Here is an 11,997-nt window from a genome sequence, read left to right on the forward strand (position 1 = left end):
CTCGCGCCGAAGACGATGGCGCCATAAAAGACCGTGAGGAGACCCCGATGAAGAAAGTGCTGATTGCCAATCGCGGCGAGATTGCCGTGCGCATCATCCGCGCCTGCCGCGACTACGGGCTCCAGTCCGTCGCCGTCTATGCCGATCCTGACATGGATGCGCTGTTCGTCACGCTGGCAGACGAGGCCTATGGCCTTGGCGGCAGCCGTCCGGCGGAGACCTATCTCGACATTCAGAAGCTCATCGACATCGCACAGCGCTCCGGGGCGGATGCGGTCCACCCCGGTTACGGCTTCCTCTCCGAGCGGGCGGAATTTGCCCGTGCGGCACAGGAGGCGGGCCTCACCTGGATCGGACCGGACCCGCATGTGATCGAAGCACTCGGCGACAAGGTCGAGGCGCGGCGGATCGCGCTTTCCGTTGGCGCACCGCTGGTGGCCGGCAGTGAGGGCCCTGTCGAGACGGCCGAAGAGGTCGTGGCTTTCGCCAAGCAGTACGGGCTTCCCGTTGCGATCAAGGCTGCCCATGGCGGCGGCGGGCGTGGCATCAAGGTTGCCTGGAAAATGGAAGAGGTGGCGGAGCTCTATCATTCGGCCGTCCGCGAGGCGGAGGCTGCCTTCGGGCGTGGCGAGTGTTTTCTCGAACGTTTCCTCGATCGACCGCGTCACATCGAGGCGCAGGTTCTGGCCGACAAGCATGGCAATGTGTTGGTGCTCGGCACGCGTGACTGCTCTCTGCAGCGGCGCAACCAGAAGCTCGTCGAGGAGGCGCCGGCGCCGTTCCTCAGCGACAACCAGCGCCAGTCGATTCACGATGCGGCGCGTAAGATCTGCGCGGCAGCTGGTTACTCAGGAGCGGGCACGGTAGAGTTCCTGCTTGGCGTCGATGGCACCATCTCCTTCCTCGAAGTGAACACGCGACTTCAAGTCGAGCACCCCGTGACGGAAGAGACGACCGGCATCGACCTCGTCGTCGAGCAGTTCCGGATTGCCGAGGGCAAGGCGCTCGAGATGCTGGAGACCCCTGCCCCGCGTGGTCATTCGATCGAATTCCGTATCAACGCCGAGGATCCCGGTCGCGGCTTCCTGCCGACACCGGGTGCGATCACGCGCTTCGACCCGCCGTCGGGTCCGGGTGTGCGTCTGGACACGGGCGTCGTCAGCGGCTCGACCATTCCCGGGACCTTCGATTCCCTGATGGCAAAGCTTATCGTCACCGGTGCGACGCGAGAGCAGGCGCTGGCCCGCGCGCGCCGGGCCTTGGCGGAGTTCAAGATCGAAGGGGTGGCGACAGTCCTGCCCTTCCATCGCGCGGCGATGGAAGCCAGCGACTTTACCGGTGAAGACGGTTTCCGTGTTCATACGCGCTGGATCGAGACGGACTTTGCCGAGACGCTGGCATCCGCTCCCCGGCCTGAACCGGTCGCGGATGCGTCGCTAATCCGCACCCATGTGGAGATCGACGGCAAGCGCCATGAACTGGGCATTCCGGCCGTGCTGCTTTCGGGTCTTGGCGGCCTTGCCGGCGCTGGTGCAAATGCGATTGGACAGACCTCGGCGAAAGCCGAAGACGCCGACAGCGTCACTGCGCCGATTTCCGGCACGCTGCAGGCCTTCAAGATCGAGGACGGGACCGAGGTGCAGGCCGGGGATCTGATTGCCGTCATGGAAGCCATGAAGATGGAAACCCAGGTTACGGCTGCGCGCGCCGGTCGTATCAGGTTCAAGGCCGAGGCCGGCGCCTATCTGCAGGCCGGCCACGAGATTGCACGTTACGAAGCGTGACGGCTGATCGGCAAGGCCCGGCGGGGTCACCTTCTTCCCAAGGATCGTAACGGGGAGCCAGGCAAGTCAGCCTGAAAAGCAAAAGGCCCGCCAATGGCGGGCCAGATGCGGAGATGTGAAGACATCAAGCCTTGTCGACGACGTTCTTCACGGCGTCTTTCGCCTCGCCCTTGGCCTGCTGGCCATGGCCCTTGGCTTCTTGGGCAGCGCCCTTGGCTTCCAGGCTGTGATTGTCGGTAGCGTCACCAACGGCCTGCTTTGCCTTGCCGGTCAGTTCATTCGCCTTGCCGGAAATCTTGTCGGATGTGGAACCCATAATCGTTCTCCTTGTTTGCGGTACCGCCCAGCTTTCAAGTCGCTATCCGGTCATGTGCCGGGTAAGTCCGTCTCAAGCCGCTCTACGATCCGCTTACATCTACAATGCTTTAGGACGACGATCGTTCCGGTGACGCCCGCAAGCACCACCGATCTTTTGGGTTTTCCGTCCATTCCTCAACGCTTGTAGGCGCCGAGACCGGGGCGATAGGTCTTGTCGTCGAGGAACTGTTTCAGGCCCTCGGCGCGCCCATTGCTCTTGTCGAGAAAGAGCATCTGCTCAAGCTTGGCGTAGATGTAGTCGTCAGCCTGTTCCCAGGGCATGTTGCGCACGCGCTTGAAGGTATCCTTGGCGGCCTTTAGAACGGTGGGGTTCTTTTCGAGCAGGCTGGCGCAGAGGGCGCGGACGCGGGTTTCGAGATCGACGAGCGGCACGGATTCGTTGACCAGGCCCATTTCGCGCGCCTTCTGGCCGCCGAATGTCTCGCCCGTCATGATGTAGTAGAGCGAGTCACGGTGGTTCATCACCTCGGCCACGGCGCGGGTGACATTGCCGCCCGGCAGGATGCCCCAGTTGATTTCGGAAAGGCCGAAGGTGGCTTCGTCAGCCGCGATCGCGAGGTCGCAGGAGACCAGCGGCGTGAAGGCGCCGCCGAAGCACCAGCCGTTGACCATGGCGATGGTCGGCTTTTCGAAATACATCAGGCGGTTCCACCAGCCGCCGGACTGGCGGCGGCTCTTCAGAACTGCCGCACGGCCCTTGCCGTCGTTCTCACGGAAGTATTCCTTCAGGTCCATGCCGGCCGACCAGGACTGGCCGGCGCCGCGAAGGACGAGGACGCCGCAGCGGTCATCCGCTTCCAGTTCGTCGAGCACCTCCAGCATGCGCATGTTCAGCTTCGGATTCATCGCATTGCGCTTTTCCGGGCGGTTCAGCGTCACGAAGGCGATGCCGTTGTCGAATTCGACCAGTACCGGATCTGGCGTGGTGTTCGTCTCAGTCATGTTTGGCTCCTTGAGGCATTTCGTTGGGGCTTTGCGCCCATTTTCCATTTTCAGCTTTGGGCATGGGTCTGGCGCAGGATGTGTTTCTGCGCCTTGCCGGATGCCGTGCGCGGGATCTGGTCGAGGAAGACGATGCGGGTCGGGCGTTTGTAGGAGGCGAGACGCTCGGCGCAGTGCGCGAGGATCTCTTCTGCAGACGGGCTCTCGGCCTGCGCTACGACGAAGGCCACGCCGCATTCACCCCATTTCGGATCCGGCAACCCGAGGACCGCGACATCGCGCACCTTGGGATGTGCTCCAATCACGGCCTCGATCTCGGCCGGGAAAACGTTTTCGCCGCCGGAAATATACATGTCCTTGAGGCGATCAGGCACATGGATCACGCCGCCTTCATCCCGGCGCCCGAGGTCACCGGTGCGGTACCAGTCACCCACAAAGGCGCGGGCTGTCTCGCCTGGCTTGTTCCAGTAACCGGGGGTGACAGACGGACCCTTGACCCAGATCTCTCCCACCTGGCCATCCGGCACATCCTGGCCGTCTTCGCCGACCAGACGGACGGCGAGCAGCGGGGCGGGAAAGCCGACGCTGCCGGGATGGCGTGCGACCGCATCCCGATCGAGCGGCATGTGGATCGCCGTGCCGGCCTCGCTCATGCCATAGCCATTGACGAGCGGGATGCCGTCTTCGAGGAAGGCTTCGATCAGTGCCGGAGACAGCGGTGCCCCGCCGATGAAGATCGCCTGGAGCGCCTTCAGTGCCGAGGGGTCCCAGGTGGGTGTATTGCGCAGGGCGGCTGCCATCTGGGGCACCGCGAAGTAATGGGTGACGCCGAGGTCGGGATCGCCAAGGACTGAAAGTGTCCTGTCAGGCACGAAACGGTCGGAGATCACCAATCGTCCGCCCATCATCAGCGTCGTGCGTCCGATGGCAACGAGGCCTATCGTGTGGAAGAAGGGCAGATCACAGAGCGACACCGACCGGCTGGTGACTTCACCGACAAGGGCGAAGTTGACCGCAGATGCAAAGGCATTGCCCCGGGTGATGATCACACCCTTGGGGCTGCCGGTGGTCCCGGAGGTGTAAAGCATGATGCAGGGTTTATCGGCATCGAGCGCCACCGGATCGGCGCGCTCGGAGCCCGCGACCATCCGCGCCCATCCTTCCGCGCCCTCAACCGGGATGGTTCGCGGCAGCGGCTCGGCGATCTGCGCGAGCACGTCGGAGAAGTCTGCGTCATGGATGAGAAGTGCCGGGTCGCAATCGGCAATGATCTGCGCGAGCTCGGCTGCACCCAGTCTCCAGTTCAGCGGCACGAAAACCTGACCTGCACGCTGGCAGGCAAGGCAGGCGATGATCTGGTCGATGGAATTGCGCCCAAGGAAGGCGATACGCTGCGAGAGCGGCCGACGACCGATAATTCGGGCCAGCAGGCCAGCTGCGCGGGCGACAGCGTCGTCGAGCGTCTGGTAAGTCTCGGAACGGCCCGTCGCGACTTCATAGGCGGCCGGGCGGTCCGGACTGACCAAGGCGCGATAGACCAACGGGTCGTCCGTCTCCAGACCGACGGACCCCATGTCCACTGCGGCCGACAGGAATTCAGGCTGCATGTTCATCCTCCTCATCGCCACCCGTCAGGGCCTCCTCGGCGAATTGTATGTTTAGCATACTATTTTGACGATCCGGGTTTGACAAGCGTGAATTTGACTGTTGCAGTCGAAAGTGATCATGAATGATTCCGCAAGCTCGATGCCGCATGACTGGAAGAGAAACCATGACTCGACATAATGATCTGAAGCCGGCGAATGACGACGATGTTTTCGAAGTTGGCTCCCGGCTGCGCACCGGCCGCCTCGATGAAATTCTTGGCTTCCATCTGCGCATGGCCAATGTCGCCATCTACCAGGACTATTCGGCCGCCATGGGGGATCTGGGGCTGACCCAGAAGCAGTTCGCCGTACTCGAACTCATTGCCGCCAATCCCAAGGTCAGCCAGATCGACATCGCCAATCAGCTCAGCATGGATCGTGCCACGATGATGGCGCTGGTCAACCGGCTGGAGGGGCGCAATCTGCTGGAGCGCAAACCTTCCTCGGTCGACAGGCGACGTCAGGAACTCCTTCTGACTGCGAACGGCATCGAGGTTCTGAAACAGGCCCGGAACATCCAGGAACAGCACGAGCTACGCTTCACCGAGCGGTTTACACCTGAAGAGCTCGAGATCTTCATCGACAGCCTGAAGCGCATCTATTCCGACATTCTGCCCGTTCCGACGCAATCGGACTGAGCTTCAAAGGCTGACATAGGCCAGAAAGAAACGGCCGCCCCCAGGGCGGCCGTTTCGATTTCGTGATCAGAACGGGTAGTGCTGGTTCGGATCCTCGATGGTGATCCAGCGCAGTTCGGTGAACTCGGCGATCGCGGCCTTGCCGCCGAAGCGGCCGTAGCCACTGCCCTTGACGCCGCCGAACGGCATCTGCGGCTCGTCGAAGACCGTGGGGCCGTTGATGTGGCAAATGCCTGACTCGATACGCGCAGCAACAGCCAGCGCACGGCGAATATCGCGGCTAAAGACAGCGCCGGAGAGGCCGTATTCGGTGTCGTTGGCGACGCGGATCGCCTCTTCCTCGTCCTTCACACGGATAATCGGCTTGACCGGGCCGAAGCTTTCTTCCTGATACATCCGCATGTCCGAGGTCACGTTGTCGAGCAGGGTTGCTTCGACGACGCTGCCTTCGCGCTTACCGCCAGCCACGAGCTTTGCGCCCTTGGAGACGGCGTCGGCGATCAGATCGTCCATCTTCTTGGCCGATTCCAGGCTGATCAGGGAGCCGAGCACGACATGGCCCTTCGGGTCACCGGCCGGCAGCTTCGAGGCCTTGGCCGCGAGCTTTACGACGAACTCGTCGGCGATCTTTTCGTCGACGATGATGCGCTCTGTCGACATGCAGATCTGGCCCATGTTGGCGAAGGCGCCGAAGGCAGCCGCATTCACTGCAGCATCGATATCGGCGTCGTCGAGAATGACCAGGGGTGCCTTGCCGCCGAGCTCCAGAAGAGCCGGCTTCAGGTTGCGGCCGCAGAGTTCGCCGATGATCTTGCCGACCTTGGTGGAGCCGGTGAAGTTGACACGCTTGACCGCGGGATTGGTGATCAGGGCTTCGACGATCTTGGCCGCATCTTCCGGGGCATTGGTGATGACGCTGATCGCGCCTGTCGGGAGACCAGCTTCCACGAGGCACTGCGCGATGAGACGATGCGTGCCCGGGCACTGCTCGGAGGCCTTGAGGATGACGGTGTTGCCGCAGGCGAGCGGCATGGCGACCGCACGTGTGCCGAGGATGATCGGCGCGTTCCACGGCGCGATGCCAAGGCAGACGCCGACAGCCTGGCGCATGCCCATCGACAGCGAACCCGGCTTGTTCGACGGAATGACCTCGCCGGAAATCTGGGTGGTCATCGAGGCCGCTTCGCGCAGCATGCTGGCGGCAACCATGACATTGAAGGCGCCCCAATGGCCGGTCGCGCCGGTTTCTGCGACGACGAGCTCGGAGAACTCGGCTGTCTTCGATTCCATAATGTCCGCGGCCTTCAGCAAGATCTTGCGACGCTCGCCCGGGCCGGTCTTGGACCATGCCGGGAAGGCGGCAGCGGCCGCATCGACGGCAGCCGCTGCATCTTCGAGGCTGGCGGCGGACGCCGTGGTCGCGACTTCCTGGGTAAAGGGATTGATGCGCGTGAAGGTTCGTCCGCCTGCGGCAGACTTTTCCACGCCGTTGATCAGCAGAGAAATATGCATATTCATGGTTGAATCTCCTCCTGTGTTATTAGCGCCGATGAACAGGGCCATGGCCCGTGACCATTTCCGCCCCAGCCATCGATCTTCGATCGATTCCCTCCGGCTCTAGCGGCAGCTCTCCAAACAGTCCTATTTTTACTGGCCTGTCTATTTTGTAAGTCTAGCAAACAATTGGTGTTTGACAAGAGCCGTCCAGCTGCCGTCCGAGCGTTCAGTACGGCAAGCCTATGTAGTTCTCGGCCATGGCCGTGGAAGCCGCGCGCGAATGCGTGAGATAGTCGAGTTCGGCCTCCTGGATCTTCTGCCCGAAATCGCCCGTATCGGGGAAACGGTGCAGCAATGTGGTCATGGACCACGAGAAGCGAACCGCCTTCCAGACACGTTTCAGTGCACGAGGCGAATAGGCGTCGAGTGCTGCGTTGGAGTTCTCCTGATAGTGCTCCAACAGGCCCTCGATCAGATAGTACACGTCCGATGCCGCGAGATTGAGGCCCTTCGCGCCCGTCGGCGGGACGATATGGGCAGCATCGCCGACCAAGAAGAGCCGACCGAAGCGCATAGGCTCGGCGACAAAGGATCTGAGCGGCGCAACCGACTTCTCGAAGCTCGGACCTGTGACCATGGCCTCGGCATGATGGGCCGGCAGGCGGCGGCGGATCTCGTCCCAGAAGCGCTCGTCGGACCACATGTCGACGGTGTCTTCGAGCGAGCACTGCACATAGTAGCGGCTCCGGGTCTCCGAGCGCATGGAGCAAAGCGCAAAGCCGCGCGGATGGTTGGCGTATATCAGCTCGTGATTGACCGGCGGCACGTCGGCGAGGATGCCGAGCCAGCCGAAGGGATAGATCTTTTCGAAAGTCTTGATTGCATCTTCCGGCACCGCCTTGCGGCTGGCGCCATGAAAGCCGTCACATCCCGCGATGAAGTCGCAATCGATGCGATGGCTAACGCCGTCCTTCTCATACGTGATGTGAGGATGATCGCCGTCGAAGCCTGACGGCGCGACATTGACGGCGTCATAGATCGTCACGCCGCCATCGCGCTCCCGACGGTCGATCAGGTCTCGGGTCAGCTCCGTCTGACCATAGACCATGACTCGTTTTCCGCCGGTCAGGTCGAAGAGATCGATGCGGTGGTCGCGACCATCAAAAGTCAGGGAGAAGCCGTCATGCGGCAGACCTTCGCGATGCAGGCGATCGCCGACGCCGGCGCGATCCACGAGACCGACCGTGCCTTCTTCGAGGACGCCTGCCCTTACCCGCGAAAGAATGCGGTCCTTGCCGACGCGATCGACGATCACATTGTCGATGCCGGCATTGGTCAGGAGTTGTCCGAGGAGCAAGCCGGAGGGGCCCGACCCGATGATGGCAACCTTGGTCCGCATGTCTTCCTCCCAATGCGCACTGAATTTGTCTTTCGATAAATTCTGGTGCGACGGGCAGGTCATAACAATGGACGGATCATGTCTTTTGTTGCACAAATCGAACATGATGAAACGCAAGACACTGACGGGTGGCTTAATCCCGACCTACGAACTCTATGGTGAAGATGATCCGTCCGGCTCCCGCTTCTGGGTGCACTGCGAAACGATTCCGGCCAGGAGTGAACTTCACCACTGGGAAATCGGCTTGCATCGGCACGAGCGCTACTTTCAGATCCTCCTGGTGACCGGCGGCTCGGGCGATGCCATCTTCGACGGTGAAATTGCCCGTTTCGAACCGGTGTCTCTCGTGACCGTTCCGCCCGCGGTCGGGCACGGTTTCCGCTTCTCACCCGATATCGACGGTTATGTCTTCACCTTTCTCGCGAGCCGCCTGCCCGTCCGCCCTGGGGAGCCAAGTGCCTTTGGACACTTTCTTTCAATACCACGCGTCACGCGGCTCCCGCATGAAGCTGGAGAAGGGAAACTGATCCTCGATCATCTCCTGCGGGTTGCCACCGAATGGGAGGGCCGCCTCACTGGCCGAACCGTGCTCATGGAGACGGGGCTTGCGGCTTCGCTCGCGCTGACGGCCCGGATCGCGGCGCAAGACCAGACGGAAACTGAACGCACGGACGAAAACGACCGCAGGATCGAAGCGTTCTCGGCTTTGCTTCACCGGGAAGTGCGCAATCACCGCCCGGCATCCTTCTATGCCAGCGCGCTCGGCATTACGCCGACGCATCTCAACCGCGTGCTGAAGGCGAAGACCGGGCTTGGGACACAGGATCTGGTGGCGAGGCGGCTGATCGAAGAGGCGCAGCGGGAACTCCTGTTCACGCCGGGAAGCGTGAAGCAAATCGCCTTTCGTCTCGGCTTTTCCGACCCTGCCTACTTCTCCCGTTTTTTCACCCGACAGACCGGAATGACGCCCGGCGCCTGGCGGCAACAGGAACAGATCCGTCTTGGATCGCGCAACGAGGAGCCGGGCAGCATCAGCGAGCGCTGAGCCAGTGCATCAGGGAGCGCTGAAGCGATCGATCAGCACCTGCCGCATCTCGTCCATCCGCCATTCGCGGGTCTGTGCTCCGGGGATCATGCCAGCCGTGAAGCCTTGCGCTTCAAAGCTCTCAACGAGGTATCTGTCAGACGAGACGACATGGATCGGCACGGCGCGTGATGCATTTGGCCCGGTGATGATGGTGGCCGGCTGGTGATCGCCCAGGATGACAAAGACGGTGTCATCGCCGAAACGCCCCATGTAGCTACCCAGTGTCTCGAGCGAATAGTCGATCGTCTGGATGTATTGTCGTCGGACACGCTCCGGATCGGCCCAGACCACGGAGGGCGGATCGCCGCTTTCCGCCTGCGTGTTGAAAATCCTTCCGTCGCCGACGTCCGCCCAGTCGACAAGTGTCGCCACCGGCGTCCATGGCGCGTGGCTGGATATCAGCGCAACTTCCGCCATCACCTTCTCACCGGCCGCCCGAGCGGGATCGCGGCCAAGGCGCTCAAAGGCGGAGAGTGTATATTGGTCCGGCATCGTCACCCAGTTGAACGGCTTGCCGCGATAGCCGAGGTCAGCCGCCGCGAGGACCTGCCGGTACCCATAATAGGCCGCCTCCGGCCAATCCATGGTGATGGCGGGCATAGCCGCGACGCTCTTCCAGCCGGCTTCGGAGAAAAGGCGGTTGAGGCTCGGCTGACTGCTGATCATCAGGCGATCATAGCGGGCCTGACTGTCTATCCAGAGGCCCGACAGGAGCGTGCCGTGGGCGAGCCAGCTCAGGCCGCCGACGGTCGGTGACGTCGTCCACGCGCTTGCAGATGCTAGCCCCGCTCTTTCGATTTCCGCCTGAATGCTTGTCAGACGCGGCCTAGTCGTATCGGCGTAACGCGGATCCTCAAGGGCCGACCGGCCGTAGGATTCGACGAAGAGGAAGACGACATCCTTGTTCTCGACACGTGAGAACAGGCCTGCCCCCGCACGAGGCCCCTCGCCCTTCGCCAGTGCTGTTTCGAAGACATGCATGTCCTCGACGGATCTTATGATGAGCGCAAGCCGGGCGCTGAGATAGGACGGAATCCGCGCCTCGACCCTGGGCGTGCCGAGAAAGGAGGCCAGGCCGCCAATGAGTACAATGGCTGCGAGCAATATCACCAGCCAGGAGCGTGCGGGCCGTGGCATGGCGGCAAGCCATCGGGCCGCGATCAGAAAGACGGCAAGCACCAGCACGAGGCCAAGTATTGCGGCGACAACGCCGGTGAGAGCCGCCAGCGTTCCGACCGTGCCGGACATCAGGTTCCAGCCATCGGCCAGCATCTTGGCATCGAGATAGGGATTGAACGGCCGTTCGAATGCGGACTTGGTGCCGATGTCCGCAATTTTCAGAAACAGGATCGTCAGGAGCAGAAGGCCGCCGAGAACGGCGGTCGGCTTCCGCAGAACCCGGGGCACCACGAGCAGAAGGAGTATCAACAGCGGCCATTCGAGCGGCAGTCGTGCGAAGGCGCTCCATCCGATCGCGGCCGGATGATCCGGAAGGGTAAATGCCAACCAGGCAATAACCGAGACGATGACGACGCCAAGATAGGGGCGGATGCCGGGTTCGGGCTTCAGCATGGGGCAAGGCCCCTCGGACCGATTGGGTATCCATTGCGCATATGCCGTTTTATCTGCATGAAAGTCCGTCGGATCGTTTCTTGCGTATAGGTCTTTGACAGTCCAATTTCGAACGACGGAAGTTTCACCGTTTGCCCCTGCTGCGCATCTTCGCTCCCCTCGCACTCTTCGCTCTTCTGGCATTCCTCTTTTCCAGAACGGATTTCGGTGCCCTGAAAAGCGCCTTTGCGCAGGTTTCTGCAGGACATCTGATCGCGGGTCTCGTGCTCGTGCAGGTCCAGATCGTGGTCTCGGCTCTCCGCTGGCGCTTCACAGCCGCCCGCCTCGGCGAGGCCATGCCCCTGCCGCTTGCCGTCAGCGAATACTATGTCGCGAGTTTTCTCAACCAGACCCTTCCGGGCGGTGTGGCCGGCGACGCGGTCCGCGCCTTCCGCATGCGCGGTGACGGACCCGGCGGCTGGAAACGGCCGGCGAAGGCGGTCCTGTTCGAGCGACTGTCCGGACAAATGGCCCTCTTCGTGCTGGCGTTGTGCGGCCTCTTCGTCTGGCCCCTTGTTCTTGGTGGCGAGGATGCGGGCCAACTCTCGCTTCACATTGCTCTCGGCTTCATTCTTTCTGCTGCCGTGCTCGTCATTGGCGCGCTCGTCGTGAAAGGCCGCTATTCGTGGGTCGGGCAATTCACGGACGAGGTCGTCGCAGTCTTCATCCGTGATGGCGCGCTGTGGATCCAGGCGGGCACGAGCCTGCTGATCGTTGCCACCTATTCCGCATGTTTCTTCCTCGCCAGCGATGGGGTCGGCGCTCAACTCCCCTGGACGGCCGCCCTGACGGTCATTCCGCTCAGTCTGATTGCCATGCTGATACCCGCCGGCTTCGGCGGCTGGGGAACGCGAGAAGCGGCTGCGATGGCACTCTGGCCGCTGATTGGCGCAACACCCACCGAGGGGCTGGCTGCGAGCATCGTCTATGGTGGCCTGTCCCTGGCCGGCGCCCTGCCGGGACTGGTGATCCTCTCGCTTGGGACGCTCCGCAGCAAGCCTCGGCGGGCCTGAGA

The 11,997-nt window shown here is 62.2% G+C and carries 10 protein-coding genes; 4 read left to right on the top strand and 6 right to left on the bottom strand.

The annotated features are described in order from the left end of the window. The first annotated feature begins 47 nt into the window (after positions 1–47). Entirely contained in the window at positions 48–1,784 is a 1,737-nt protein-coding gene (locus tag E9677_RS03240; protein ID WP_136556644.1) for an acetyl/propionyl/methylcrotonyl-CoA carboxylase subunit alpha, read from the top strand. A gap of 124 nt (positions 1,785–1,908) precedes the next feature. On the opposite strand, the gene E9677_RS03245 is transcribed toward E9677_RS03240, so the two are convergent. From E9677_RS03245 to E9677_RS03255, 3 genes are all read right to left on the bottom strand, one after another. Then, entirely contained in the window at positions 1,909–2,100 is a 192-nt protein-coding gene (locus E9677_RS03245; protein WP_136556645.1) for a CsbD family protein, read from the bottom strand. Positions 2,101–2,276: 176 nt separating this feature from the next. Continuing rightward, positions 2,277–3,104: a p-hydroxycinnamoyl CoA hydratase/lyase gene (locus tag E9677_RS03250; protein ID WP_136556646.1), complete on the bottom strand. Its 828-nt coding sequence runs from the start codon at positions 3,102–3,104 to the stop codon at positions 2,277–2,279. Positions 3,105–3,154: 50 nt separating this feature from the next. Further along, positions 3,155–4,711, bottom strand: a complete 1,557-nt coding sequence (locus E9677_RS03255) for an AMP-binding protein (protein ID WP_136556647.1) — start codon at positions 4,709–4,711, stop codon at positions 3,155–3,157. Positions 4,712–4,875: 164 nt separating this feature from the next. Here E9677_RS03255 and E9677_RS03260 point away from each other — a divergent pair, with 164 nt between their 5' ends. Further along, entirely contained in the window at positions 4,876–5,388 is a 513-nt protein-coding gene (locus E9677_RS03260; RefSeq protein WP_136556648.1) for a MarR family winged helix-turn-helix transcriptional regulator, read from the top strand. A 66-nt stretch (positions 5,389–5,454) separates the two neighbouring features. Here the strand turns inward: E9677_RS03260 and E9677_RS03265 are convergent, their stop codons facing one another. Both E9677_RS03265 and pobA read right to left on the bottom strand, forming a co-directional pair. Further along, positions 5,455–6,900 carry an aldehyde dehydrogenase gene (locus E9677_RS03265; protein ID WP_136557175.1) on the bottom strand — a complete coding sequence of 482 codons (1,446 nt, stop codon included), beginning with the start codon at positions 6,898–6,900 and terminating at the stop codon, positions 5,455–5,457. A 211-nt stretch (positions 6,901–7,111) separates the two neighbouring features. Beyond that, on the bottom strand, positions 7,112–8,284 hold the full coding sequence (gene pobA, locus E9677_RS03270) for a 4-hydroxybenzoate 3-monooxygenase (protein WP_136556649.1): 1,173 nt from the start codon (positions 8,282–8,284) through the stop codon (positions 7,112–7,114). 103 nt (positions 8,285–8,387) lie between these two features. On the opposite strand from pobA, the gene E9677_RS03275 reads away from it, so the two are divergent. Further along, on the top strand, positions 8,388–9,329 hold the full coding sequence (locus tag E9677_RS03275; RefSeq protein ID WP_235882842.1) for a helix-turn-helix domain-containing protein: 942 nt from the start codon (positions 8,388–8,390) through the stop codon (positions 9,327–9,329). Positions 9,330–9,338: 9 nt separating this feature from the next. Here E9677_RS03275 and E9677_RS03280 read toward each other — a convergent pair whose 3' ends face one another. Continuing rightward, complete coding sequence (locus E9677_RS03280) at positions 9,339–10,943, bottom strand: alkaline phosphatase family protein (protein WP_136556650.1); 1,605 nt, start codon at positions 10,941–10,943, stop codon at positions 9,339–9,341. A 131-nt stretch (positions 10,944–11,074) separates the two neighbouring features. Here E9677_RS03280 and E9677_RS03285 point away from each other — a divergent pair, with 131 nt between their 5' ends. Beyond that, complete coding sequence (locus E9677_RS03285) at positions 11,075–11,995, top strand: lysylphosphatidylglycerol synthase transmembrane domain-containing protein (protein WP_136556651.1); 921 nt, start codon at positions 11,075–11,077, stop codon at positions 11,993–11,995. Positions 11,996–11,997: the final 2 nt, after the last annotated feature.

This window comes from Peteryoungia rhizophila, from assembly GCF_004912145.1.
Classification (GTDB): Bacteria; Pseudomonadota; Alphaproteobacteria; order Rhizobiales; family Rhizobiaceae; genus Allorhizobium; species Allorhizobium rhizophilum.

Excerpts from the sequence above, each read along its gene's own strand:
- E9677_RS03240 (WP_136556644.1), top strand. The coding sequence starts at position 48 with ATGAAGAAAGTGCTGATTGCCAATCGCGGCGAGATTGCCGTGCGCATC.
- E9677_RS03245 (WP_136556645.1), bottom strand. The coding sequence starts at position 2,100 with ATGGGTTCCACATCCGACAAGATTTCCGGCAAGGCGAATGAACTGACC.
- E9677_RS03250 (WP_136556646.1), bottom strand. The coding sequence starts at position 3,104 with ATGACTGAGACGAACACCACGCCAGATCCGGTACTGGTCGAATTCGAC.
- E9677_RS03255 (WP_136556647.1), bottom strand. The coding sequence starts at position 4,711 with ATGCAGCCTGAATTCCTGTCGGCCGCAGTGGACATGGGGTCCGTCGGT.
- E9677_RS03260 (WP_136556648.1), top strand. The coding sequence starts at position 4,876 with ATGACTCGACATAATGATCTGAAGCCGGCGAATGACGACGATGTTTTC.
- E9677_RS03265 (WP_136557175.1), bottom strand. The coding sequence starts at position 6,900 with ATGCATATTTCTCTGCTGATCAACGGCGTGGAAAAGTCTGCCGCAGGC.
- pobA (WP_136556649.1), bottom strand. The coding sequence starts at position 8,284 with ATGCGGACCAAGGTTGCCATCATCGGGTCGGGCCCCTCCGGCTTGCTC.
- E9677_RS03275 (WP_235882842.1), top strand. The coding sequence starts at position 8,388 with ATGATGAAACGCAAGACACTGACGGGTGGCTTAATCCCGACCTACGAA.
- E9677_RS03280 (WP_136556650.1), bottom strand. The coding sequence starts at position 10,943 with ATGCTGAAGCCCGAACCCGGCATCCGCCCCTATCTTGGCGTCGTCATC.